This is a genomic window from Kitasatospora sp. NPDC057940 (assembly GCF_042887425.1).
GTDB lineage: Bacteria > Actinomycetota > Actinomycetes > Streptomycetales > Streptomycetaceae > Kitasatospora.
The window spans coordinates 42,091-65,954 of sequence record NZ_JBHVPH010000027.1 but is presented as its reverse complement, the minus strand read 5'-3'; the positions used below and the strand labels follow the sequence as shown (position 1 = coordinate 65,954).

The window sequence follows — 23,864 nt, the reverse complement described above, 5'->3', positions numbered from 1 at the left end:
CGGTTCTCTCCAGAAAGGTGGTACGAGGCCGGGCTCACAGCCGGGGCGCGATCTCTTCGGCGAAGATGCGGTGCCGTTCGGCGGCCGGGAGGTGGCAGGCCGCGTGGTGGCCGGGCGCGGCTTCGGCCAGCACCGGGAGCTCGCTCGTGGAGCGCCCGCCGGTCCGGTCGGCGTACGGGCAGCGCGGGTGGAAGGCGCAGCCGGACGGCACGTTGATCAGGCTGGGCGGGGTGCCCTTGACCGGGACGAGGCGGTCCTGGAGTTCGCGGTCCAGGCGCGGCATGGAGCCCAGCAGGCCCCAGGTGTAGGGGTGTTCGGGCGCGTCGAAGAGGGTCTCGGCGGGGCCGCGCTCGATGCACTTGCCGCCGTACATGACCAGGATGTCGTCGGCCAGTTCGGCGACCACCCCGAGGTCGTGGGTGATGATGATGACGGCCGAGCCGAACTCGTCCTGGAGGTCGCGGATGAGGTCCAGGATCTGCGCCTGGACGGTGACGTCCAGGGCGGTGGTGGGCTCGTCGGCGATCAGCAGCGAGGGGTCGTTGACCAGCGCCATGGCGATCATGGCGCGCTGGCGCATGCCGCCGGAGAACTGGTGCGGGTAGTCGTCCACCCGGCGGTCGGGCTGCGGGATGCCGACCCGGTCGAGCATCTCGACCGCGCGGGCCCGGGCCTGCTTCTTGGACGCCTGGGGGTGGTGCACCCGGTACGCCTCGACGATCTGCGCGCCGACGGTGTAGTAGGGGTGCATCGCGGTCAGCGGGTCCTGGAAGATCATCGCCATCTCGCGGCCGCGCAGTTGGCGCACCCGTTCGGGGCCGGCCGCGATCAGGTCCTCGCCGTCCAGCCGGATCTCGCCGGTGATCCGGGCCCGCTTGGTGCGGTGCAGGCCCATGATGCCGAGCGAGGTGACGGACTTGCCGGAGCCGGACTCGCCGACGATGCCGAGGGTGCGGCCCTTGTGCAGGTCGAAGCTGACCCCGTCCACCGAGCGGACCAGGCCGTCGTCGGTGTCGAAGTGGATCCGCAGGTCGCGGACGGAGAGGAAGGGGTCGCCGGACGGGGCCTGGGCGGCGACCGCCTCGGTCTTCTGGAGCTCGGTCACGAGAGCCTCACCCGGGGGTCGACGAGTGCGTACAGGAGGTCGACCACGAGGTTGCAGGCGACGATGAAGAAGGCGGCGAGCAGGGTGACGCCGAGGATCTTGGGCAGGTCGTTGTCGGCGATCGCCTGGACGGCGAAGGCGCCGACGCCCTGGAGCGAGAAGACCTGCTCGGTGATGAGGGCGCCGCCGAGGAGCAGACCGAGGTCCATGCCGAAGATGGTGATGACGGGAGTCAGCGCGGCGCGCAGTCCGTGCCGGGCGACGACCTTGCGCTCGACCAGGCCCTTGGCCCGGGCGGTGCGGATGTAGTCCTCGCTCATGGTCTCCAGCATTCCGGCGCGGGTGAGCCGGGCGTAGAGCGCCGAGTAGAGGAAGGCCAGCGAGATCCACGGGAGGATCAGGTTGCGGGCCCACATCAGCGGGTCGTCGGCGAAGTCGACGTACTGGAGGTTGTCCAGGATCGGCCACTCGTAGCTGAACAGGGTGAGCAGCACCGCGCCGGTGAAGAAGACCGGCAGCGAGACGCCGGCGAGGGAGATGCCCATGGCGATCCGGTCGAAGACCGAGCGCGGCTTGAGCGCGGAGACGACGCCGGTGGCGACGCCGGAGACCAGCCAGAGCACGGCCGCGCCGACGGCGAGCGAGAGGGTGATCGGGACGCGCTTGATCAGCTCGGGCCAGACCTCCAGGTGGTTCTTGAAGGAGTAGCCGAAGCACGGGACGTGGCAGGTGACCGGGTCCGGGCCGAACTTGTACTCGGCGCCGCTGACCAGGCCCTTGAGGAAGTTCCAGTACTGGGTGTACAGCGGCTGGTCGAACCCGAGGTTCTTCTTGACCGCGGCGATCGCCTCGGGGGAGGGGTTCTTCCCGACGTACTGCGTGGCCAGTTGGTCGGTGGTCTCGCCGGCGATGCGCGGGAGCAGGAAGAAGATCGCGAAGGTGACAGCGCTGACCACCAGCAGCAGTACGACGGCCGCGAAGATCCTGCGGATGATGTAGGCAAACACAGTTGGGCGGCTCCGGCGGCCCGCCGCCGTCCGGGGTCTTCCGGACGGCGGCGGGCGGCCGCTGCCTTCACCTGCCTTCAGGGATGTGGAGCCAGGCTCTTTACTTGGTGGTGCCGATGTTCAGGTAGTCGTACTCACCCGAGAAGCCCGAGGTGGACATCAGGTTGGTGGCGTTGTCCGGGCGGTACAGGAAGACCTTGAAGTAGGTCAGCGGGACGTAGACCGCCTGGTCCATGATCTTCTTGTCGATCTGGCCGTAGATCTTCTCGCGCGCCGACTGGTCGGTGTTGGTGATCGCGTCGTCGAGCAGCTTGTTGACCTCGGGGTCGTTCAGCTGGGCCAGGTTGCTGTTGCCGGAGGCCTTGATGGCGCGGCCGTCGGAGATCTGCTGCAGGAAGCCGTAGCCGGTCGGCCAGTCGGCGCTCCACTGCATCATCATCAGACCGATGTTGTGGTCCTGGGTGAACTGCGGGACACCGGCGGCGTCCGAGAAGTACTTGCCCTGCGCGTACTTCTGGATCTCGACGTTGATGTTGATCTTCTTCAGCGCCGCCTGGATCGCGGTCGCGGCCTGGACCTCCGGGTCGCGCTCGGTGCGGGCGGTGATCACCGTGCTGAAGCCGTCCGGCTTGCCGCAGGCCTTGAGGGCGTCCTTGGCCTTGGCCTCGTCACCCTTGTTGCCGTTGGTCGACCAGGTGTTGAAGTCCTGGTGGCCCGGGACGTCCGGCGGGATCACCGTGTTGGCGATCTGGCCGCGGATCGGGCCGCCGAGCGTGGTCTGCACGGAGACCTTGTCGATCGCGTACTGGACGGCCTTGCGGCACTCCAGGTTGTCGAACGGCGCGACCTTGCTGTTGATCGCGACGTACGCCAGGCGGCCGCCGTAGGCGTTGTCGGTGTTCGCCTTGAGCTTCTGGTTCTGCAGGATCTGCGCCTGGGTCTGCGGGTCGACGCCGCTGCCGACCAGGTCGACCTGGGCGTTGCCCGCGATCAGGTCCTTGTCGATGGTGGACTGCTCCATGCCCATCCGGACCACGATCTTGTCCGCGAGCTGCTTGCGGATCGGGTCGGTGCTCGGGTCCCAGTTGGTGTTCGGCACCAGGGTGAGCTGCTTGCCGTCCTCGTAGGACTCGAACTTGTAGGCACCCGAGGCGACCACGTGCTTCACGTAGCCGGCGCCGTCGTCCTTGGCCTGCGGGACCGGCACGGTCTGCGGGGAGCCGACCAGGTAGTCGAAGTCCGCGAACGGCTGCTTCAGGTGGAAGACGATGGTCTGGTCGTCCGGCGTCTCGATCGAGTTCAGGCCACCGGTCTTGTCCTTGTACGGGCCCTGGTACGGGGTCTCGTTGTCGACCAGCAGGTCGTGGAAGTAGGTGGGGCCGTTGGAGTTCACGTCCGGCGCGAAGTTGGAGCGCTCGACGGCGTACTTGACGTCCTTCGAGCTGATCGGGGTGCCGTCGTCGAACTTCAGGCCCGCGCGCAGCTTGTACGTCCAGGTCAGGCCGTCCGCGCTGACCTTGCCCAGGCTCTCGGCGAGGTCCGGGACCAGCTTGTTGCCGTTCGAGCCGGCGCCCGGGGCGAAGGTGGTCAGCGGACGCCCGTACAGGCGCGAGAAGTTGTAGATGTAGGCGTAGTACGTGTTGCCCGGGTCGAAGGAGTCCGGGGCGCCCTTCATCTCGTAGGTGACCGTCCCGCCCTTCTTGTCCGAGGCGTTGACGATGCCCTTGGTGGCGGCGTCGGCACCGCCGCCACCGGCGCTGCTGCCGCTGGCGGAGGAGGACGAGCCGGAGCCCTTGCTGCCGGAGGTGCAGCCGGTCACGATCAGGACCGCGGCGGCTGCCGCCGCGGTCAGGGCGACGGTACGGGACCTGCGCATGGGTGAGATCAACCCCTTGAGGATGGGAAGGAGGGAGGGCCTGACGTTGCGTCAGTTGCTCTTGGGATCGAGGGCGTCACGCAGCCCGTCGCCGAGCAGGTTGAAGGCGAGCACGGTGAGGAAGATCGCCAGACCGGGGACCACCATGTACTGGGGGTCCACCTGGTAGTACTTGATCGCGTCCTGGAGGATCCCGCCCCAGGAGGCCTGCGGCGGCTGGATGCCGACGCCGAGGAAGCTGAGGCCGGCCTCGAAGAGGATGTTGGTCGGGATCAGCAGGGTCGAGTAGACCAGGATCGGACCGACCAGGTTCGGCAGCAGTTCCTTGAACAGGATGAACGGGCCTCGGGCGCCCAGGCTGCGGGCCGCGTGGACGAACTCCCGTTCGCGCAGCGACAGCGTCTGTCCGCGCACGATCCGGCCCATGTAGGGCCAGTTGAAGAAGCCGATCACGAAGATCAGCACCATGATGTGCAGCGGGAGGCCGTGCAGGCCGAACGCGCCGCCCTGCAGCGAGGTCGAGATCGCGATGGCGAAGAGCAGCAGCGGGAAGGCGAGGAAGACGTCCATGATGCGGCTGATCACGGTGTCCACCCAGCCGCCGTAGTAGCCGGCCATGACACCGAGCACGGTGCCGATCGTGTTCGACAGCAGGGTCGCGCCGAAGGCGACCAGCAGGGAGACCCAGGAGCCCTCGATCACGCGGGAGAGCAGGTCACGGCCCTGGAGGGGGTCGACGCCGAGCGGGTGGTCCCAGCTCATCCCGCCCCAGTCACCGAGCGGGATGCCGCCCAGGTTGGCGTCGAGCAGGTCCTGGTTCAGGGCGTCGGGGTCGAGGCCGAACAGGGCCTCGATGGGCTTGGCCAGTACGGCCAGCAGGATCAGCAGGATCACCACGACGCCGCCGGCGACGGCGAGTTTGTCGCGCTTGAAGCGGGTCCAGGCGATCTGGCCGAGGGAGCGGCCCTCGATCTTCTTGGCCGGGCTCGCGGGGGCGGGTGCCTCCGGTTCGTTCCCGGTGGTTGCGATGGGTGCGGTCATGGTCAGTTGGTCCCCTCGCCGACGGTGGCCGGCCCACGGGCGCCGGTCACCGGTTCGGCGGTACGGCTGCGGACGTGCGGAGGTGCTTGGAACGGGTGTTCGCGGCAGTACGTCGTGCACGGGTACTGCCCCAACGCGGGATGGGCTTCGCGTGGTTCTGGCGGTCGGCGTGCGCGTTCACCTTCGTGGGGTTCCCAGTACGCGCGGTGCGTTGCGCAGAACTCTCTGCCATCCGAACTGGCTTGCGCCAGCCCTGACAACCGACAGATGCCCAACTGTGATCTGTGCGCATGCACCTCCTACGTCTTCGGCATATCCCTCTTCACACGGGTGCAACTGGCGTGTCAAGGTGATCGACGGTAACGGCCGGAAGTTCGCCCGGAAAGCATCGAAGCCGACCTGATGCAAGATCAAGTCGGCTTCTGGAGAAAGGTTTTGGTTGTCAGCGCCCCGGGTATCCGGGCCACGGCTGCTGCGGCTGTCCGGTCCAGCCGGGCTGCTGCGTGCCGTAGCCGTAGCCCGGCCCCTGCTGCGCGGGGTACGGCGGAGGCGGCACCGGCGGGTACGGGCCGGTCGGCGGCCGCCCCGCCTCCCGGTCGAAGAACGGGCGCGCATGGGCCCGCATCCACAGCGCCACCGGGTCGTACTCGTCCGCCATCGCCACCGTGGACACCGCCAGCCCCTCCGGGGCCACCGCGATCGCCCGCTGCATCAGCGCCCGCACGGCCTCCACCGCCGGCGGTGAACTCTCGTACAGCTCCAGGCCGATCGCCAGGTACGGCTCCCCCACGGCCGGCTGCACCCAGGCCCGGCGCAGCGCCCGCACCGCGCGCACCTCACCGGCCTGCCGCTCCAGCAGCGCGAAGAACGGCTGGGCGTTCAGCTGCGGCTCGCTCAGCTTCAACGGCCCGGCCGGCAGCCGGTCCAGGCCCGCGGCGATCCGCCGCAGGTCCGCCCAGGGCACCCCGACCCCGCCGCCGGGCGCGTGCGGGTTGAGCCACAGGCCCCAGCGGGTCCGGTACAGCGAAGCGGCGATCTCCCGCCCGGAGATGACCTCGTGGGCCCGCGCCCAGCCGGACGACGCCAGCTGCTCGGACGAGGTGACGGCCGGCGCGTAGCCGTGGCCGCTGATCTCCATGTTCCCGTACTGGGCGTCGGCGCTGCCCGGCGTGCCGTGCCACAGCAGCATCCAGACCTGGCCGTCGGCCAGTGCGTGCAGCAGTTGCTCGTACGCCTCGTAGCGCTCCGGCGCGACCTCGCGCAGGGCGCGCTCCAGCGCGCCCGGATCCGCTCCGGGGCGCCCGGCGGGTGCCTGGCCCCAGGGCCCCGGTGCACCGCCCGCTACCGCTCCCGCACTCATGCGCCCACCTCGCCGCGCCTCTTTCCTCAAGCCTGCCGGTCCGTCGGCCGTCTGCACGCACCCTATGGCGCGGCACCGGCCACCGCCACGGCGACGTGCCTCCGATACGAACCCCGCTCAACCCCGCGCGTAGAAAGGGAGTACCCGGGTGAGCAGCCACTCGACCACCGGGTCATCGGCGAGATCGAGCAGTACGAGGTGGACGCCCCCCGGCAGCGGCGCGGTTCCCAGCGCTCGGCCGAGCGCCTCGTTCACCGCACCCGGGTCGGCCGGGGCCGTCTGGTCCAGCTGGACGCCCACGAACATCACGGTCGGCTCGCCCTCGATGCTGGCGAGCGCCCGGCGTGCGGTCAGCACTCCGGGCAGGGCGGACAGTTCGGCCCGGCAGGCGGCCAGGAAGTGCTCCGGGTCCTCCCCCGGCACCGGCTCGCGCAGCGCCACCCGGCCACCGGTCGGCGCCTCCGGGCCCTGCCCCTGGTCCTGGTTCGGACCCTGGTTCCGGCCCTGCTCCTGGTCGGCCAGGCGCTCCTCGCGCGGGCCGCGCCGCAGCTCCGCCACACCCTGCGGCGGCACCGGGATGCCCACCGCCGCCTCCGGGTTGACCGCGATGCCCACGCCCAGCGGCAGCCCGCGGGCGAACTCCCAGACCGGCGCCACCGCGAAGGCCATCCCCGGCGCCTGCCGCAGGAACACCTCCTGCGAGGAGAACACCGGCACGTACGGCTCGCCGGCCAGTTCGATGGTCGGCAGGTCCAGCGCGGGCCCCTGCGGGTCGCCGCCGGCCGGCAGCGGGATCCACACCTGGCTGCGGGCCAGCACCTCGATCACCCGCGGCGTCGCACCCGGGTCGCCCAGCGCGGCGGTCAGCACCTGCTCCAGCTCGTTGGCCGGCCACCCGCCGCCCGGCAGCGCCGACTCCGGCCCGCCCCACCCCTGCTGCTGCTCCACCGGGTACCCCATGCGCGCCTGATCCGCCCTCTGCCGGTCGGCCGCCCTCTGCTGCGCCGACGCGCAGCAGTCTAGGGCTGCGTCCGTGGTGGCGGGGTGTGACCGGGTCCCCTCTCCCGCCGTCGGCGCGGACGTGCCATGATGTGCGCGTTCGACGGCGCGGCGCGCCGGCGGACCGACAACTCCATACCGGCCGCTCGAACCCGCGCGGGAGAGCCCGGAGTGCCCCGTCAGGCGGCACAGCCGGCGCCGAAGGAGCAACTCCTCCCCGGAATCTCTCAGGCCCCCTTACCGCACGGGTTAGGCACATCTGGAAAGTGGCGCACGGCCCTGTCGCGCGCCCACCCACGGTGCAAGCCACCATGCTGTCCTGGATGCTGGAAACAGCTGCGGGCGCGTGGGCGGTGAAGCTCTCAGGTTCGACGACAGATGGGGAGACCCACGCCGCCGCATGCCCGCGCGCAGGGTCGGTCCCCGAGCGGGTCCGGTTCCGGCGCGTGCACCCATGAGTGCCCCGACCGAGGAGTTCCAGGCCATGTCGTCCCTCCGCCTCACCGCGCTCGACGCGCTGCACCGCGCCCTCGGCGCGACCATGACCGACTTCGCCGGCTGGGACATGCCGCTGCGCTACGGCAGCGAGCGCGAGGAGCACCTCGCCGTCCGCACCCGGGCCGGGCTGTTCGACCTCTCCCACATGGGCGAGATCACCGTCACCGGCCCGCAGGCCGGCGAGATGCTGGACCACGCGCTGGTCGGCTTCGTCTCCGCCCTGGGCGTGCTGCGCGCCCGCTACACCATGATCTGCGCCGAGGACGGCGGCATCCTGGACGACCTGATCGTCTACCGCCTGCGCGAGGACGCCTTCCTGGTCGTCGCCAACGCCTCCAACGCCCAGCTGGTGCTGGACGAGCTGATCGCCCGTGCCAAGGGCTTCGACGCCGTCGTCACGGACGACCGCGACACCTACGCGCTGATCGCCGTCCAGGGCCCGGAGGCCACCGCGATCCTGGCCGGGACCACCGACGCCGACCTGCCCGGCCTGAAGTACTACGCGATCCTCCCGGCCCAGGTCGCCGGCCGCGACGTGCTGCTCGCCCGGACCGGCTACACCGGCGAGGACGGCTTCGAGATCTTCTGCAACCCGGGCGACGCCGAGGGGGTCTGGCAGGCGCTGACCGCCGCCGGCGAGGGCCGCGGCCTGGTCCCGTGCGGCCTGTCCTGCCGCGACACGCTGCGCCTGGAGGCCGGCATGCCGCTGTACGGGCACGAGCTCTCCACCGACCTGACCCCGTTCGACGCGGGCCTGGGCCGGGTCGTGCGCTTCGACAAGACCACCAACGAGGGCACCTTCGTCGGCCGCAAGGCGCTGGAGAAGGCCGCCGCCGAGGCCGAGGCCAACCCGCCGCGGGTGCTGGTCGGCCTGGTCTCCGAGGGCAAGCGCGTCCCGCGCGCCGAGTACACCGTGGTCTCCGCCGACGGCGCCCCGATCGGCCGGATCACCTCGGGCGCCCCGTCCCCGACCCTGGGCCGGCCGATCGCGATCGCCTACGTGGACGCGGCCCACGCCGCCCCCGGCACCACCGTCGCGGTGGACGTGCGCGGCAAGCACGAGCCGGTCGAGGTCGTGGCGCTGCCGTTCTACAAGCGCGCCCGCTGAGGCCCGGCCCTCCCCGTAGACCCCGTGGACCCGGGCCCGCACCATGCCCGACCCGGGCTCGGGCCACGCCAGGCCCAGGTCCGACCCGGGCCTGGACCGTGCCCGGACCACGCCTGATCCACGCCTGATCCACGTCGAAGCCGTCCGTGCGGCGGCCCGCTTCGTCGTACCCGCTTCCCATCCTGGAGAATGACGCCATGAGCAACCCCCAGCACCTGCAGTACACCAAGGAGCACGAGTGGCTGACCGCCATCGAGGGCGGTGTCTCCACGGTCGGCATCACCGCCCACGCGGCCGACGCGCTCGGTGACATCGTCTACGTGCAGCTGCCCGAGGTCGGCGACGACGTGACCGCGGGCGAGTCCTGTGGCGAGCTGGAGTCCACCAAGTCGGTCAGCGACCTGTTCTCCCCGGTGACCGGGAAGATCGTCGAGATCAACCAGGACGTCCTGGACGACAACAGCCTGGTCAACAGCGCCCCGTTCGAGGGCGGCTGGCTGTTCAAGGTCCAGGTGGAGTCCACCGACGAGCTGCTCAGCGCGGACGAGTACACCGCCTTCATCGGCGGCTGACCCGCTCGTGACGGGGCGGCCGCAGCGCGGCGGCCGCCCCGCCAGGCTCCCCCCTCTCTGCTCCCGTCTCTCTCCTCCCGGGAAGACCACACCATGACGGTTCTGAACCAGTCCCTGCACTCCCTCGACCCGGAGATCGCCGCCGCGGTCGACGCCGAGCTGCACCGCCAGCAGACCACCCTGGAGATGATCGCCTCCGAGAACTTCGCCCCGGTGGCGGTCATGGAGGCCCAGGGCTCGGTGCTCACCAACAAGTACGCCGAGGGTTACCCCGGCCGCCGCTACTACGGCGGCTGCGAGCACGTCGACGTGGTCGAGCAGATCGCGATCGACCGCATCAAGGCCCTGTTCGGCGCCGAGCACGCCAACGTCCAGCCGCACTCGGGCGCGCAGGCCAACGCCGCCGCGATGTTCGCGCTGATCAAGCCGGGCGACACCATCCTGGGCCTGAACCTGGCCCACGGCGGTCACCTGACCCACGGCATGAAGATCAACTTCTCCGGCAAGCTCTACAACGTGGTCGCGTACCACGTGGACGAGAAGACCGGCCAGGTCGACATGGCCGAGGTCGAGCGCCTGGCCAAGGAGCACCAGCCGAAGCTGATCATCGCCGGCTGGTCCGCCTACCCCCGCCAGCTGGACTTCGCCGCGTTCCGCCGGGTCGCCGACGAGGTCGGCGCGCTGCTGATGGTGGACATGGCGCACTTCGCCGGCCTGGTCGCCGCCGGTCTGCACCCCAACCCGGTGCCGTACGCGGACGTGGTCACCACCACCACCCACAAGACCCTGGGCGGCCCGCGCGGCGGTGTCATCCTGTCCAAGGCCGAGTACGCCAAGAAGATCAACTCCGCGGTGTTCCCCGGCCAGCAGGGCGGTCCGCTGGAGCACGTGATCGCCGGCAAGGCCGTCGCCTTCAAGGTCGCCGCGTCCGAGGAGTTCAAGGAGCGCCAGCAGCGCACCCTGGAGGGCGCCAAGATCCTCGCCGAGCGCCTGCTCCAGGCCGACGTCGCCGAGGCCGGCGCCTCGGTGCTGTCCGGCGGCACCGACGTGCACCTGGTCCTGGTCGACCTGCGCAACAGCCAGCTCGACGGCCAGCAGGCCGAGGACCGCCTGCACGAGGTCGGCATCACGGTCAACCGCAACGCCGTCCCGAACGACCCGCGGCCGCCGATGGTCACCTCCGGCCTGCGCATCGGCACCCCCGCGCTCGCCACCCGCGGCTTCCAGGCCGAGGACTTCCGCGAGGTCGCCGACATCATCGCCGAGGCGCTCAAGCCCGCCTTCGACGAGGACGCCGCCACCGCGCTCAAGGCCCGCGTCACCGCGCTGGCCGAGAAGTACCCGCTCTACCCGAACCTCTGATCACCTCGGTGATCGTTCGGGCGGGGTGACCGGCCTCACCCCGCCGCGGCACCTGGGATCCCGGGGCACCGCGCACACTGGACAGTGCGCGCGGTGCCCCGACCCGTGTCGTCCCCCGCCCGCCAGTCCTTCCACGAGACAGACAAGGACGTCCCCCGTGGCCCTCAGCGTCTTCGACCTCTTCTCCATCGGCATCGGCCCGTCGAGCTCCCACACCGTCGGCCCGATGCGCGCCGCCCGGATGTTCGCCCGGCGCCTGCGGTCCGAGGACCTGCTCGCCCAGGTGGCGAGCGTGCGCGCCGAGCTGTACGGCTCGCTGGGCGCCACCGGCCACGGCCACGGCACCCCGAAGGCCGTCCTGCTCGGCCTGGAGAACCACTCCCCCCGCACGGTCGACGTCGACCAGGCGGACAAGGACGTCGAGCGGATCACCGCCGAGAAGCGGCTCAACCTCCTCGGCACCCACCCGATCGACTTCGACCCGGGCACCCAGCTGGTCCTGCACCGCCGCCGCTCGCTGCCGTACCACGCCAACGGCATGACCATCTGGGCGTACGCGGCGGACGGCTCCACGCTGCTGGAGAAGACCTACTACTCGGTCGGCGGCGGCTTCGTCGTCGACGAGGACGCCATCGGCGCGGACCGGGTCAAGCCCGACGACACCGCGCTGCGCTACCCCTTCCGCACCGGCGAGGAGCTGCTGCGGCTCACCCGGGAGACCGGGCTGTCGATCTCCGGCCTGATGCTGGAGAACGAGAAGGCCTGGCGCTCCGAGGAGGAGATCCGGACCGGGCTGCTGGAGATCTGGCAGGTCATGCAGGAGTGCGTGCGGGCCGGCATGTCCCGCGAGGGCATCCTGCCCGGTGGCCTCAAGGTCCGCCGCCGCGCCGCCGCGGCCGCCCGCGCGATGCGCGCCGAGGGCATCGGCCCGGCCAACGCGATGGAGTGGGTGACCCTCTACGCGATGGCGGTCAACGAGGAGAACGCCTCCGGCCGCCGGGTGGTCACCGCGCCGACCAACGGCGCGGCCGGGATCATCCCCGCCGTCCTGCACTACTACCTGAACTTCATCCCGGGCGCCGACGAGGACGGCATCGTCCGCTTCCTCCTCGCGGCCGGCGCCATCGGCATGCTCTTCAAGGAGAACGCCTCCATCTCCGGCGCCGAGGTCGGCTGCCAGGGCGAGGTCGGCTCCGCCTGCTCGATGGCCGCCGGCGGCCTCGCCGAGGTCCTCGGCGGCACCCCCGAACAGGTCGAGAACGCCGCCGAGATCGGCATCGAGCACAACCTCGGCCTCACCTGCGACCCGGTCGGCGGCCTCGTCCAGATCCCCTGCATCGAGCGCAACGGCATGGCCTCCGTCAAGGCCGTCACCGCGGCCCGGATGGCCCTGCGCGGCGACGGCCGGCACCACGTCTCGCTCGACAAGGCGATCAAGACGATGAAGGAGACCGGCGCCGACATGAAGATCAAGTACAAGGAGACCTCACGCGGCGGCCTCGCCGTCAACGTCATCGAGTGCTGATCACACCCGCTGTCGCCTGAGCCCCCGGACCCGTCCGGGGGCTCTCGGCGTTCCGGGGCTCTCGGCGTCCCGGGGCGTTCCGGGGTGTCCCTCCTGCCGCCCCTCGCGGCGGCGTACGGGGTTCAGCCCGCCGGCGCCGCGGTCGGCGCGCCGTCCCGGGACCCCTGCTCGTCGGGCGCGCCCCCGCCCGGGTTCGGGCGGGCCAGGCAGGCGACGGCGGTGGCCATGGCGGCCAGGACCACCCCGCCGACCACGGCGCCGTGCAGGCCGCCGGTGACCGCCTCCCCCACCGCGTCCCGAACCCCGGCCGGCAGCCCGGTGAGCGCGGCGGGGGTCAGCCCGCCGCCGGTCAGCCGGGCGCTCTGGTCGGCGCCGAGCCGCTCCGTGAGGACGTCCGTCATCCGGGCCGCGTAGACCGCGCCGAGCGCCGCCATGCCGAGCGAGCCGCCGATGCTGCGGAGCAGGGTGACCACCCCCATCGCGGCGCCCATGTCCCGGGGCCGGACGGCGCCCATCGAGGTCAGCATGGTGCTCTGCATCAACAGGCCGATCCCCACCCCCGCGACGGCGGTGAGCCCGGAGGCCACGGCCGTCGGGGTGCCGGTGCCGAGGAGCAGCAGCAGCGCCGCGCCGACGAGCGCCAGAACGCCGCCGATCAGCGGGTAGCGCCGCTCGCCCCCGGGCCCGCCCATCAACCGGGCGGTGAGGAGTTGGGCGCCCATCATGCCGAGCATCAGCGGCAGCAGGAGCAGGCCGCCGGTGGTCGGTGAGGCGCCCTGGACGAACTGCAGGTACTGCGGCAGGTAGCCGACCAGGGCGAGCATCACCGCGCCGGTGAGGAAGCCGAGGATCTGGGCGACCGTGAAGTTGCGGTCGCGGAACAGGGCGGGCGGGATCAGCGGTCCGGGCGCCCGCCGCTCCACCCGGGCGAACCAGGCGAGTGCCGCCGCCGCGACGGCCGCCGCGCCGAGGACCTGGGGCGAGGTCCAGGAGTAGGTGACGCCGCCCCAGCTGCCGATCAGGGTGAGGGAGAGGATACCGACGGTCAGCAGGACCACCCCGGCCCAGTCGAACGGCGCGCGGACGCGTTCGGTCCGCAGCCGGACGCCGAGGCCGACCGCCGCCAGCGCGAACAGGCCCACCGGCAGGTTGACGTAGAACGCCCAGCGCCAGCTCAGCCGGTCGGTGAGGAAGCCGCCGAGCAGCGGTCCGCCGACGAAGGCGATCGGCATCAGCACCCCGATCACCGACTGCACCCGCCCCCGGTCGCCGGCCGGGAGGAGCACCCCGATCACCGAGAGCGCGCCGACCATCAGCCCGCCGGCGCCGACCCCCTGGACCGCCCGGAAGGCGATCAACTCGCCCATGTTCCGGGACAGTCCGGACAGCGCCGAGCCGGCCAGGAACAGCAGCACCGCCCACTGGTACGCGCCCTTGCGCCCGTACAGGTCGCCGAGCCGGCCCCAGAGCGGGGTGGCGGCGGCGGAGGTGAGCAGGTAGGCGGTGACCGCCCAGGAGAGCTGGTCCAGGCCGCCGAGGTCGCCGACGATGGTCGGCAGCGCGGTGCCGATGATCTGCCCGTCGAGGGCCGAGAGGAAGATGCCGAGCATCAGCCCGACGATGCCGAGCAGCGGCGGCTTCGGGCGTTCGCCGGGCGCGGTCGCCCCTTCGCCGGAGGTGGTTGCCCCTTCGCCGGGGGCGGTCGCCCCTTCGTCGGGGGTGTCCACGCCCGCACCGGAGGCGGTCGCGCTCTCACCGGAGGTGGTCACGCCTGCGCCGCCCGGTCAGGCCGCGAACGGGCGGACGCGCCGGGCGTCGCGCAACGCCTCCGCCCACCAGGCGAGTTGGTCGAGCATGCTCTTGGCGGCGACGTCGGCGGCCGGGTCGAGCGGCTTGCCGTCGGCGTCGAAGCACTGGGCGGCGCCGTGGAAGCTGACCGTGTTGCGAATCGTCATGGCGTTCAACTCGGCGAGCACCACCCGCAGTTGCTCGACGGCGCGCAGACCGCCGGAGAGGCCGCCGTAGGAGACGAAGCCGACCGGCTTGCCGTGCCACTGGCTGTTGTGCCAGTCGATGGCGTTCTTCAGCGGGGCCGGGAAGCTGTGGTTGTACTCGGGCGTGACGACCACGAAGGCGTCGGCGGCGTCCAGTCGGGGTGTGACGGCGGCGAGCAACTCGGCCGCGCCCGGCTCCAGTTCACCACCGAAGGACGGGAAGGTGGTCGGCAGCGGGGTCTCGACCAGATCGACCAGATCGGCGGTCATGTCGCCGCGCGCACCGAGGTGGCCGAGCAGCCAGTCGGCGACGACGGGCGCGAACCGGCCGCTCCGGGTGCTGCCGACGACGACCGCGATCTTCAGGCTCTTCTCCGAAACGTCCTTGGCCATGGATGTTCCCCCTCCGGGACGATGTGTACAACGTATCTGCCAGATACAACGTACACACCGGCGCGTACGCCGTCTACTTCCAATACGCCGTACACGCCGGGTGGTACGGTGGGAGCCCCAGCCGGAAGGAGCCCGCCGTCATGCCCGCCCAGCAGGCCCCCGCCGGAGACGACGACCAGACCAAGCCCCAGGCCTCACTCTGGGAGCGCCTCGCCCGCCCGGCCCCCGCGCCGCGCACCACCCTCACCCCGCACCGGATCGCCGAGGCCGCGGTCGCGATCGCCGACGCCGAAGGCCTCGACGCCGTCACCATGCGCCGGCTCGCCACCACCCTCGGCGTCGCCCCGATGGCCGCCTACCGGTACGTCTCCGGCAAGGACGAACTCATCGACCTGATGGTCGACTTCGTCCACGGCGAACTCCCCCTGGACACTCCCTCCAGCGGCTGGCGCGACACCATGCGCACCCTGGCGCTCCACCTGCGCGCCATGAACCTGGCCCACCCGTGGATCGTCCGCGCCGGCGCCGTCCCCCTCACCCCGAACCAGCTCGCCATCCCCGAACGCGCCTTCGCCGCCCTCGCCGACCACGGCCTGGACGCCGACACCACCATGGCGGTCTTCCGCACCGTCACCGGCTACGTCCACGGCTCCGTCGCCGCCGAGCTCGCCCTGCGCACCCTCCAGCGCGAACACGGCTGGTCCGACGGCGACGAGACCCGCGCCGGCCTCGCCCCCCGGATGTCCTTCCTGATGGACACCGGCCGCTACCCCACCTACCAGCGCTACCTCCACGAGGCCACCCGCAAGGACGACCCCACCTGGCAGTTCGAAACCGGCCTCGACTGCGTCCTCACCGGCATCGCCACCCACCTCGGCATCTAAAGGCGCCGCCCCGGGCCTCCGGCGGGTGGGGGAAATTATGTAGACCGGTCTACCTTCCACGCGCGGAATATGCAGACCGGTCTACTTCTTCACCGCACCCCCGCGCCCCCCTTGCGCAGGAAGTCGGCCCGTCCGACTTCCTGCGCGCCCCGCCCCCCACGAACGCTCCCTATGTAGACCGGTCGATATATTTTCCCCGAACCCACTCGGACGCTCGATCCCGGCCCCGCGCGCAGGAAGTCGGCCCCGCCGACTTCCTACTCCGAGGAGACCTCCCCCGCGATGAGCAGCCGGTACCCGTAGTCCATGCGCTCCTGGTCGAGGAGTTCGGCATGGCGGCGGTGCCAGGCGCCGGATTCGAGGTCGGCGCGCAAGCGGTCGATCGCCGGCTGCACCACCGCGGCCGGCAACTGGGCGAAGGTCGAGCTGGCCCGCCGGACGACCGGGTCGAGGTAGAACTCGGGCCGCCGCCAGTAGGCGATCTGGTAACCGTCCGTGAAGTCGTGCGGGACGGGGAAGGGCAGCACGGTGTGCGCGTCCAGCGCGTCGACGACCTGGGCCAGCGGTGTGAAGCGGCTCTCCTCCAGCTCCCGGATCTCGGGCAGGTACTCCTCCAGCAGCCACAGCTGCGGACGGTGGGCCGGGTCCCAGGTGAAGACGACCTGCCGCCGGGCGACCCTCCGCAGCTCCGCGAGGCCCCGTTCCGGATCCGGCCAGTGGTGGACGGTCAGGACGGCCATCGCCGCGTCGAAGGAGCCGTCCGGGAAGGGCAGTTGCTCGGCTCCGGCCTTGACCTTCCGGCGCCCCGGGTGCTGGTCGAGCATGACCTGGGAGGGGTCGACGGCGATGACGTCGGCGCCCTCGGGTTCGTAGGATCCGGCGCCCGCACCGACGTTCACCACCGACCGGGCCCCCTGGAGGGCGGAACCGATCAGGGCGTGCAGTCGGGGATCGGGCCGGCGGATGGCGCGGTAGCCGACCCCGATGCGGTCGTACGTCGCCTGCGGTCGGCTGTCCGTGGTCTCTTCCATGCGGTCAAGCCCACCAAGCGGGGCGCCCGGCGGCAAGCGGTTCGGCGCAAGAGCGGGTGAGGCACCGCGTGTTGGCCCGCCGACCGCCGAACGGCACCTGCGCAGGAAGTCGGCCCGTCCGACTTCCTGCGCGTGGGGCCACCCGCGGGTCAGCGGCGGCGGGCACCCATGGGCACGGTGAGGATGGCGAGGCCCGCGGCGAGGATGGCGAGGCCGCACCAGGAGGCGGCGGGGAGGCGTTCACCGAGGACGGCGACGCCGAGGAGGGCGGCGACGGCGGGTTCGGCGAGGGTGAGGGTGGTGGCGGTCTGGGCGGAGGTGCGGCGCAGGCCGTGGCCGAAGAGGCGGTAGGCGAGGAAGGTGGTGATCACCGCGAGGTGGAGCACCACCGCCGCGCCGCGCGGCGAGGCGAGCCACTGCAGGTCGCCGAGGAACAGCACCGGCAGGACGAGCAGCGCGGCCGCGCCGAACATCGCCCCCATCACCCCGGCGGACGGGTGCCCGCGCGAGATGAGCCTCCCGCCGATGAGCGAGTACACGGCGTACGAGAGGCCGGAGAGCGCGGCCAGCCCCACCCCCACGGCGTCCACCGCCGCGCCGCCGCCGGTGAGTTCGGGGCCCAGCACCAGGACGGCGCAGCCGACGACCGCCGTCACCGTGGCACCGGCCCACCGGCCGCTCGGCCGCCCCTGCCGGGTGATCCAGCCGAGCAGGCCGGCGAAGACGGGGGCACTGCCCAGGGCGATCACGGTGGCCACCGCCACCCCGGCGCGGGTCACCGCCGGGTAGAAGGTGACCGGGTAGCCGACCACCGCGACGGCGCCGACGGCGAGTTGCCACCGCTCCCGGCGGCCGCAGGCCCGGGGCAGCGCGCGGGCGCTGCGGGTGGAGAGGAAGAGGAGGAGCCCGCCGAGGACCAGCGCGGCGGCGCCGATGCCCGCCGAAGGGGCGCCGTCGGGTGCGAGGGAGCTGGCCGTCCCGGTGGTGCCCCACAGCAGTGCGGCGACCAGGATCGGGACCGGACCGCCGAGCGGGCTGGTGCGGCGGGCGGTGGCGGAGGAGGCGGGCCGGGTGGGCACGGGCGTGGAGGTGCGGTTCGGCACAGTCGTGAACTTCCGTCGTCGAAGACCGTCAAGGGAGTTGGTTTCGCACCGGGCACACACGGCAGCCCCCGGCGGCCGAAGGGGGCCGCAGCAGGGAGCGCGGGGGGCGAGCCACCGGCGTGTGCGCCCGGTCAGGCGCTGAGCGGTGGCAGTACGACGTGCCAGTACAGGTTCACGGGCCTGATGCTACCCGGCAGTTCCGGCGTGGCTGGGTGTACGGAGGAATTGGCGGCCGGGCGACGAAGCACCGGAGGCCCAACAGCGAGGATGGTGAATATTCACAGGCAACAGCGTGAACCTATGCAAAATCCAAAGGTGAACTAGGTTACAAACCTTTCAATCAAAGCCACCTGGTTTGCCCACATGCTGAGATCCGTGCGATAGTCGAAGCAGCCCAACGGCGGGCGGCACAGCACGCCGGCCTGGGCGTGGAGACTTCGGCTGGCCCGACCTGGCACGGCCGACGCCCATCGCGCGGCACGCACCCCCTTGGCCGGCGCGATGACTTGCAGGGGCCCCCATCCGCCGGACCACGGCGACTTCGGGGGCCCTGCGCGTTTTCCCGGGAAGACCCGGACGACTAGGACGACCAGGATGACCCGGACGGCCGGACGGCCCGGAAAGCCAAGAAAGACCAACCCGGGAAGCCCGGAACGGTCAGTGCCGCTCGCGGACCTTCAGTTCGAACCAGACGCCCTTGCCGCGCGGCAGCAGGTCGGCGCCCCAGCGGTCGGCCAGGTCGTCGATGACCCGCAGACCCCGCCCCCGCTCGGTCACCGGCTTCGGCTCGGCGAGGATCATGCAGGGCAGCGCCCGGGAGGAGTCGCGGACCTCGACGCGGAGCCAGCCCGGTTTGCGGATCACCTGGAGTCCGATGGTGCGCCCGGCGGCGTGCCGGACGGCGTTGGAGACCAGTTCGCTGGTGAGTAACTCACCGGCCTCCAGGTGCTGGTGGAGGTCCCAGGACTCCAGGACCGACAGCACCAGTCGGCGGGCCACCGGGCCGGTCTCCGGCCGGGACGGCAGTCGTACCTCGTTCGGCACGGACTGATCGCTCAGCCTGCCGCAATACATCTCCTCCAGTTCCTCCGAGCTGAGCCGCTCCAGCGCCGCCAGCGCGCCCTGGACATCGATCCACGACGCCTCGGCGACCAATCCGGCCCCGGGAACTGATGACTGATCTGTTTCGCCCCAACCCGCCATGCGGTCCATCATTGCGGAACGCAAGCGGCCGCGTACGGACAATGAGCAAACGATCTCCTCCGAGTCGGCATATGCCGCGTGCAAGGAGACCCCGCGAAGAGTGCCAGGCGGGGGCCCGGAGGGGGTCCGGAAGGGGCCGACGGCAGGTGGGGCGAGGGTGGGGAGCAGGCAACCCGGGACGCGTCCGCCGTCAATCCCGGGTTGCCACGGAACCGCCCCGACCAGGGCGGCTACCGGTCGGCCTACCAGGCGCTCCAGGGCACGTTCCAGCCACTCAGGCCGTTCGCCGGGTCGAGGGTCTCCTTCTTGGTGGAGTTCTTCACGACCACCACGTCGCCGACGAGCGAGCCGGCGTAGAACTTGCCCATCGAGGTGGATTCGCCGCCGCCCTCGACGTCCTTGAGGGCGACGCAGCCGTGGCTGACGTTGTCCTCGCCGATGAGCTTGCTCCAGTAATTGCCGTGCAGGTAGGTGCCGCTGTCGGTGAGCCGCATCGAGTGCGGCACCTGGAGGTCGTACGGGGAGCCGCTCATGCCGGGGAGGGTGCTGGACTGCATCCGCACCACGCCCTCCTTGGACATGACGACCATCGTGCCGTTCCAGGTCGGGTGTTCGGGCGAGCCGGAGGTGATGTCGATGTCCGACGGCTTGCCGTCCAGTTCGACGGTCATCCTGTGCGCGGCGGCGTCAACCGTCGAAATCTGAGATCGCCCGATCGTGAAGGGCTCGTCCCGGTCGGTGCCGTACACCCCAGGGGCGATCTCGACGCTCTTGAGGCGGTAGTGCACGGTCACCTTGGTGCCGGACTTCCAGTACTGCTCGGGGCGGAAGTCCAGCCGGCGGTTGCCGAACCAGTGGCCCTTGACCACGGTGCCGTTGTCGGTCTCGAAGGTGATGCCCTTCGCGACGACGTCCTTGTTCTTGACGTCCTTGCTGAAGTTCACCGAGACGATCATGCCGACGCCGTACGTCGCGTTGTTGTCCACGTTGTCGGCGGCCTTCGCGAGGGCCGTCGGCGTCAGCGTGGAGAAGTTGCTGTCCGCGCTGGCGACCACGCCGTTGGCGTCCGCGGCCATCGCGCTGACCTGGTAGGTGCTGCCCACGGCGAGGCCGGCCGACGGGGTCCAGCTGGAGCCGTCGGCGGCGATGGTGCCGGGCACCTCCGCGCCGGTCTTGTCACTGACCTTGACGGTGGTGAGCTTGCCGCCGGTCGCGCCGACCTTGAGCGCGTCGGGCGCGACGTCCACCGTGCCGGGCTTGGGCTCGATGTTCACCACGGCCTGAGACACCTTCGGCGCCGCGCTGCTCGCCGCCGCGGCGCCCGGGGAGGCCGTTCCGGCGGCCGTTCCGGCCCCCAGGTCCGCCTTGGCCGCGCTCCCGCCCCCGTTACCGCTCCCGCCACTCCCGCCGCCGCACGCGGCCGTCAGCGCCATCGCGCCGCCCACCAGGCCGACGGCCACCACTCTGCGTATCGACCTCAACGTCGATCCCTCCCTCGGAAACCCCACGAACCGAAACCCGCGGATCGAAACCCACAGACCGAACCCCGCGGGCCGAAACCCGCGAACCGAACCCCGCGGGCCGAAACCCGCGAACCGAACCCCGCGGGCCGAAACCCCACGACCCGGAGCCCCGCACAAAACCCCGCGCACACCACGGACCCGACCACTACACGCGCCGGCCTCCGGAAAGGTTGCGCCATCCGGGGCCCGGTGCGCTGCGAAAACGCGAACGGCCCGACCCCAACGGGTGAGGATCGGGCCGCTCGTCCGCACCGCGGCGACGAACCGGGACTATCCGGTCAATCGGCGGGCAGGATCTACCAGTTCGCCCAGGCGATGTTCCAGCCGCCGAGCCCGTTGGAGGGCGCGACGGTCTTCTCCTTGCTGTTCACGACCTTGACCACGTCGCCGATCATCGAGTCGTTGAAGAACTTGCCCGCGACGGAGGTGTCGCTGCCGCCCTTCTCGTCCACCATCGCGACGCAGCCGTGGCTGGCGTTGGTCCTGCCGAACGGATTGGTCGCGTTGGACCAGTAGTTGCCGTGCACGAAGGTGCCGGAGGTGGTCAGCCGCATCGCGTGCGGCACGTCCTGGATGTCGTACTCGCCGCCGAGGCCGACGGTCTGCGAGTTCATCCGGGTGACCTTCTCCTTGGACATGATCACCATCGTCCCGCTCCAGGACGGCGTGGCCTCCGCGCCCATGGTGACCGGCACGGTGGTGCTCTTGCCGCCCCGCTCGATCGTCATCTGGTGCGCCTTGGCATCGGCGGTGGCGATCTGGGAGCGGCCGATGGTGAACGGCTCGTCCTTGTCCACGTCGCCGTAGACGCCCGGGGCGACCTCGACGCTCTTCAGCCGGTACTTGATGGTGACCTTGGTGTCCGGCTTCCAGTACTCGGCCGGGCGGAAGTCCAGCCGGTTGTCGCCGAACCAGTGACCCTTCACCTCGGTGCCGTTGTTCGTCTCGAAGGTGATGCCCTTGAGGACGGCGTCCTTGTTCTTGACGGTCTTGCTGAAGTTCACCGAGACGATCATGCCGACGCCGTAGGTGGCGCCGTCGCTGATGTTGTCGTTGGTGGAGACCTTCTTGTCCGGCGTCAGCGTGGTGAACGTCGTGGTGGACGCGGTCACCAGGCCGTCGGCGTCCTTGGCCTGCGCGTTCACCTTGTACGCCATGCCGACGGTGAGCGCGGCGGCGGGCTTCCAGCCGACGCCGTCCGGAGTGATCGCCCCGTCGACCGGCTTGCCGTTCTTGTCGGTCACCTCGACCGTGGTGAGCTTGCCGTTCGAGACGGACACCTGCAACGCGTTGCTCGGTGCGACGTCCTGGGCTCCGTCCTTCGGCTCGACGGCCAGCACCGCGGCGGAGGCCTTCGGCTCGCCCGACGCGCCCGCCTGGGCCGCCGTCCCGCCCGCACCCGCCGTCGCCGCGGGCGCCGCGTTGTCGCCCCCGCCGCCCGTCCCGCCCTTGTCGTCGCCGCAGGCCGCGGTGAGCAGCAGCACCCCGCCCATGACCAACGCCATCGCACCCCTGCGCCCGTAACGGCTGGTGGTACGTATCGCGGCGTCAGCCGTCTTCCCCGTCTTCACGCTTTCTCCCCTCCCGGTATCCACTCTCTTGACGCGTTGAGTGCCCCCATGAGTTGCACCGGACGCCGATCTTTCGCGCCGGACCAGGGCGCGCCGGAGCAGGATAGCCGGGCCGTCCGAGCGGATCCCGGGGGGAGGTGGGTGGATCGGGGGTGAATCGGCGGTGAAGATCGACTACTGCGCGACGGGGCCGGCGGCGGGGTCGACCGCGGTCCCGGCCGAGGGCCCGACCGCGGGCCCGACCGCAGGCCCGGCAGCCGGCCCGAGGGCGCTGCCCGCCACCCACTGCTCCCACGGCATGTTCCAGCCGTTGAGGCCGTTCTGCGGCGGCACGAAGTCCCCCGCGGAGGCCTTCACCTCCAGCACGTCCCCCGGAACGGTGTGCTCGAACAGCCAGCCCGCCGGGGAGTCCTTGCTCGCCCCGCCCTTGGCGTCGGCCAGGCCGATGCAGCCGTGGCTGGTGTTGGCGGTGCCGAACACCCCCGGGTCCGCCCAGTAGTTGCCGTGCACGAAGGTGCCGGAGTTGGTCAGCCGCATCGCGTGCGGCACGTCCTTGATGTCGTACTCGTCGCCCATCCCGACGGTCTGCGAGTTCATCCGGGTCACCTTGTACTTCTCCGACACCACCATGACGCCCCGGTAGGTGGAGTGGTCACGGCTGCCGCCGGACACCTTGAGCACCCGCACCACCTTGCCGCCCTGCCCTGCCCGGACGGTCAGGGTGTGCGCGTCCAGGTCGACGGTGGAGACCTGGGCCCGGCCGACGGTGAAGTGCAGGTCCTTGGTCTGGGTGCCGAACTCGCCCGGCGCGCCCTGCACGTCCTTCAGCCGCAGCGCCACCGTCACCTTGGTGCCGGCCGCCCAGTACTGCTGCGGGCGGACGTCCAGCCGCTGGTTGCCGAACCAGTGCGCGGCCACCGGGACGGGCGGGTCGGCGCTCACCTGGACGGCCCTCTCCACCGCCGCCCGGTCCGTGATCGGCCGGCTGAAGCGCAGCGACACCGGCATGCCGACACCGACGGTGGAACCGTCCTCCGGGGTGAAGAAGGCGACGAAGGTGTGCGCCCGGGCCATCGTGGAGAACGCCGAGTGCTGGGCCGCCCGTTGGCCCTGGTCGTCCTCGGCGACGGCGTCCAGGGTGTACGCGGTGCCCAGCGGCAGCGGGCCGTCGGGCGTCCAGGCGGCGCCGTCCGGGGCGATCGTGCCGGGGACCTCGGTGCCCCTGGTGTCGGCCAGCCGGACGGTGACCAGCCGGCCCTGCGCCGCCGTCACCCGGACCGGGCCCTCCGGCGGCACGTCCTGGGCCCCGTCGGCGGGCAGCGCCGTGACGACCGCCCGGGACGGCGGCGGGGGCGGGGTGTGCGCCCCGGGCCCGGCGGCGTCCTGCGCGGGGGCCGCCGGGGAGCCGCCGCACCCCGTCAGGACGGCGAGGCCCCAGGCCACCGCCGCCGCCCGCCGCGCCCACACCCGTCCTCGGCGCCGCATTCCGGGGCCTCCCACTGTCCACGTCCGGTACCGGGAAGGTCCGGTACCGGGAGCCTCCGCCACCGGGGACGCCCGATGCCGGCAACGTCCGGTACCGGGACCGCCCGATACCGGGAACAACGAGGGCAATCACGGCGGGGACACGCGCGGCCGCGCGAAATCCCCCCATCCATCGGCCGCCATCCGCCGGTAAGCCCCCGTTCAGCCGCTTCCGATCTGCGCAA

Annotated in this window: 19 protein-coding genes and 1 riboswitch; of the genes, 5 read left to right on the top strand and 14 right to left on the bottom strand. The window is 71.5% G+C overall.

Annotation, left to right across the window (positions count from 1 at the left end):
* Positions 1 to 34: 34 nt before the first annotated feature.
* The 6 genes from ACFVTF_RS30805 to ACFVTF_RS30780 all read right to left on the bottom strand — a co-directional run bounded on the left by ACFVTF_RS30805 (position 35) and on the right by ACFVTF_RS30780 (position 7,349).
* Entirely contained in the window at positions 35 to 1,105 is a 1,071-nt protein-coding gene (locus ACFVTF_RS30805) for an ABC transporter ATP-binding protein (protein WP_371517074.1), read from the bottom strand.
* Positions 1,102 to 2,112: an ABC transporter permease gene (locus ACFVTF_RS30800; RefSeq protein ID WP_350884652.1), complete on the bottom strand. Its 1,011-nt coding sequence runs from the start codon at positions 2,110 to 2,112 to the stop codon at positions 1,102 to 1,104. Before ACFVTF_RS30800 ends, ACFVTF_RS30805 begins: the two co-directional genes overlap by 4 nt.
* A 100-nt stretch (positions 2,113 to 2,212) precedes the next feature.
* Positions 2,213 to 3,988 carry an ABC transporter substrate-binding protein gene (locus ACFVTF_RS30795; RefSeq protein ID WP_387817563.1) on the bottom strand — a complete coding sequence of 592 codons (1,776 nt, stop codon included), beginning with the start codon at positions 3,986 to 3,988 and terminating at the stop codon, positions 2,213 to 2,215.
* A gap of 51 nt (positions 3,989 to 4,039) precedes the next feature.
* The gene (locus ACFVTF_RS30790) at positions 4,040 to 5,029 is read right to left on the bottom strand and encodes an ABC transporter permease (RefSeq protein WP_350884655.1); all 990 of its coding nucleotides are present in this window, start codon (positions 5,027 to 5,029) and stop codon (positions 4,040 to 4,042) included.
* Positions 5,030 to 5,471: 442 nt separating this feature from the next.
* The gene (locus tag ACFVTF_RS30785; protein WP_387817562.1) at positions 5,472 to 6,389 is read right to left on the bottom strand and encodes an enhanced serine sensitivity protein SseB C-terminal domain-containing protein; all 918 of its coding nucleotides are present in this window, start codon (positions 6,387 to 6,389) and stop codon (positions 5,472 to 5,474) included.
* Between the two features lie 117 nt (positions 6,390 to 6,506).
* The gene (locus ACFVTF_RS30780; RefSeq protein ID WP_387817561.1) at positions 6,507 to 7,349 is read right to left on the bottom strand and encodes an enhanced serine sensitivity protein SseB C-terminal domain-containing protein; all 843 of its coding nucleotides are present in this window, start codon (positions 7,347 to 7,349) and stop codon (positions 6,507 to 6,509) included.
* A 186-nt stretch (positions 7,350 to 7,535) separates the two neighbouring features.
* A riboswitch (glycine riboswitch) is annotated at positions 7,536 to 7,641 on the top strand.
* Between the two features lie 231 nt (positions 7,642 to 7,872).
* Here ACFVTF_RS30780 and gcvT point away from each other — a divergent pair.
* The 4 genes from gcvT (at position 7,873) to ACFVTF_RS30760 (ending at position 12,453) form a co-directional block, all read left to right on the top strand.
* A complete protein-coding gene (gcvT, locus tag ACFVTF_RS30775) occupies positions 7,873 to 8,994 on the top strand; it encodes a glycine cleavage system aminomethyltransferase GcvT (RefSeq protein WP_371517078.1) in 1,122 nt (373 codons plus the stop codon).
* A 197-nt stretch (positions 8,995 to 9,191) separates the two neighbouring features.
* On the top strand, positions 9,192 to 9,566 hold the full coding sequence (gene gcvH / locus ACFVTF_RS30770; RefSeq protein ID WP_371517079.1) for a glycine cleavage system protein GcvH: 375 nt from the start codon (positions 9,192 to 9,194) through the stop codon (positions 9,564 to 9,566).
* Between the two features lie 93 nt (positions 9,567 to 9,659).
* The gene (gene glyA, locus ACFVTF_RS30765) at positions 9,660 to 10,928 is read left to right on the top strand and encodes a serine hydroxymethyltransferase (RefSeq protein WP_063347748.1); all 1,269 of its coding nucleotides are present in this window, start codon (positions 9,660 to 9,662) and stop codon (positions 10,926 to 10,928) included.
* Between the two features lie 157 nt (positions 10,929 to 11,085).
* A complete protein-coding gene (locus ACFVTF_RS30760) occupies positions 11,086 to 12,453 on the top strand; it encodes an L-serine ammonia-lyase (RefSeq protein WP_387817560.1) in 1,368 nt (455 codons plus the stop codon).
* 122 nt (positions 12,454 to 12,575) lie between these two features.
* Here the strand turns inward: ACFVTF_RS30760 and ACFVTF_RS30755 are convergent, their stop codons facing one another.
* Together ACFVTF_RS30755 and ACFVTF_RS30750 are read right to left on the bottom strand one after the other, a co-directional pair.
* Entirely contained in the window at positions 12,576 to 14,222 is a 1,647-nt protein-coding gene (locus ACFVTF_RS30755; protein ID WP_387817559.1) for an MDR family MFS transporter, read from the bottom strand.
* A 15-nt stretch (positions 14,223 to 14,237) separates the two neighbouring features.
* Entirely contained in the window at positions 14,238 to 14,840 is a 603-nt protein-coding gene (locus tag ACFVTF_RS30750) for an NADPH-dependent FMN reductase (protein ID WP_387817558.1), read from the bottom strand.
* A 140-nt stretch (positions 14,841 to 14,980) separates the two neighbouring features.
* On the opposite strand from ACFVTF_RS30750, the gene ACFVTF_RS30745 reads away from it, so the two are divergent.
* Positions 14,981 to 15,724: a TetR/AcrR family transcriptional regulator C-terminal domain-containing protein gene (locus ACFVTF_RS30745; RefSeq protein WP_387817557.1), complete on the top strand. Its 744-nt coding sequence runs from the start codon at positions 14,981 to 14,983 to the stop codon at positions 15,722 to 15,724.
* Positions 15,725 to 15,981: 257 nt separating this feature from the next.
* Here ACFVTF_RS30745 and ACFVTF_RS30740 read toward each other — a convergent pair whose 3' ends face one another.
* The 6 genes from ACFVTF_RS30740 to ACFVTF_RS30715 all read right to left on the bottom strand — a co-directional run bounded on the left by ACFVTF_RS30740 (position 15,982) and on the right by ACFVTF_RS30715 (position 23,640).
* Complete coding sequence (locus ACFVTF_RS30740) at positions 15,982 to 16,755, bottom strand: class I SAM-dependent methyltransferase (protein WP_387817556.1); 774 nt, start codon at positions 16,753 to 16,755, stop codon at positions 15,982 to 15,984.
* A 149-nt stretch (positions 16,756 to 16,904) separates the two neighbouring features.
* Positions 16,905 to 17,858 (bottom strand): DMT family transporter, encoded by a 954-nt coding sequence (locus tag ACFVTF_RS30735; protein WP_371517086.1) that lies wholly within the window; start codon positions 17,856 to 17,858, stop codon positions 16,905 to 16,907.
* Between the two features lie 657 nt (positions 17,859 to 18,515).
* Positions 18,516 to 19,013 carry an ATP-binding protein gene (locus tag ACFVTF_RS30730; protein WP_244293363.1) on the bottom strand — a complete coding sequence of 166 codons (498 nt, stop codon included), beginning with the start codon at positions 19,011 to 19,013 and terminating at the stop codon, positions 18,516 to 18,518.
* 290 nt (positions 19,014 to 19,303) lie between these two features.
* Positions 19,304 to 20,542, bottom strand: coding sequence for an Ig-like domain-containing protein (locus tag ACFVTF_RS30725; RefSeq protein WP_387817555.1), 1,239 nt, complete (start codon positions 20,540 to 20,542; stop codon positions 19,304 to 19,306).
* Positions 20,543 to 20,880: 338 nt separating this feature from the next.
* Complete coding sequence (locus tag ACFVTF_RS30720) at positions 20,881 to 22,089, bottom strand: Ig-like domain-containing protein (RefSeq protein ID WP_387817554.1); 1,209 nt, start codon at positions 22,087 to 22,089, stop codon at positions 20,881 to 20,883.
* Positions 22,090 to 22,329: 240 nt separating this feature from the next.
* Positions 22,330 to 23,640, bottom strand: coding sequence for an Ig-like domain-containing protein (locus tag ACFVTF_RS30715; protein ID WP_387817552.1), 1,311 nt, complete (start codon positions 23,638 to 23,640; stop codon positions 22,330 to 22,332).
* Positions 23,641 to 23,864: the final 224 nt, after the last annotated feature.

What these genes read in the sequence shown, in the direction of transcription:
- ACFVTF_RS30740 (WP_387817556.1), bottom strand. Translation starts at nt 16,755, where the DNA reads ATGGAAGAGACCACGGACAGCCGACCGCAGGCGACGTACGACCGCATC.
- ACFVTF_RS30780 (WP_387817561.1), bottom strand. Translation starts at nt 7,349, where the DNA reads ATGGGGTACCCGGTGGAGCAGCAGCAGGGGTGGGGCGGGCCGGAGTCG.
- ACFVTF_RS30745 (WP_387817557.1), top strand. Translation starts at nt 14,981, where the DNA reads ATGCCCGCCCAGCAGGCCCCCGCCGGAGACGACGACCAGACCAAGCCC.
- ACFVTF_RS30715 (WP_387817552.1), bottom strand. Translation starts at nt 23,640, where the DNA reads ATGCGGCGCCGAGGACGGGTGTGGGCGCGGCGGGCGGCGGCGGTGGCC.
- ACFVTF_RS30790 (WP_350884655.1), bottom strand. Translation starts at nt 5,029, where the DNA reads ATGACCGCACCCATCGCAACCACCGGGAACGAACCGGAGGCACCCGCC.
- gcvT (WP_371517078.1), top strand. Translation starts at nt 7,873, where the DNA reads ATGTCGTCCCTCCGCCTCACCGCGCTCGACGCGCTGCACCGCGCCCTC.
- gcvH (WP_371517079.1), top strand. Translation starts at nt 9,192, where the DNA reads ATGAGCAACCCCCAGCACCTGCAGTACACCAAGGAGCACGAGTGGCTG.
- glyA (WP_063347748.1), top strand. Translation starts at nt 9,660, where the DNA reads ATGACGGTTCTGAACCAGTCCCTGCACTCCCTCGACCCGGAGATCGCC.
- ACFVTF_RS30785 (WP_387817562.1), bottom strand. Translation starts at nt 6,389, where the DNA reads ATGAGTGCGGGAGCGGTAGCGGGCGGTGCACCGGGGCCCTGGGGCCAG.
- ACFVTF_RS30795 (WP_387817563.1), bottom strand. Translation starts at nt 3,988, where the DNA reads ATGCGCAGGTCCCGTACCGTCGCCCTGACCGCGGCGGCAGCCGCCGCG.
- ACFVTF_RS30720 (WP_387817554.1), bottom strand. Translation starts at nt 22,089, where the DNA reads ATGGCGTTGGTCATGGGCGGGGTGCTGCTGCTCACCGCGGCCTGCGGC.
- ACFVTF_RS30750 (WP_387817558.1), bottom strand. Translation starts at nt 14,840, where the DNA reads ATGGCCAAGGACGTTTCGGAGAAGAGCCTGAAGATCGCGGTCGTCGTC.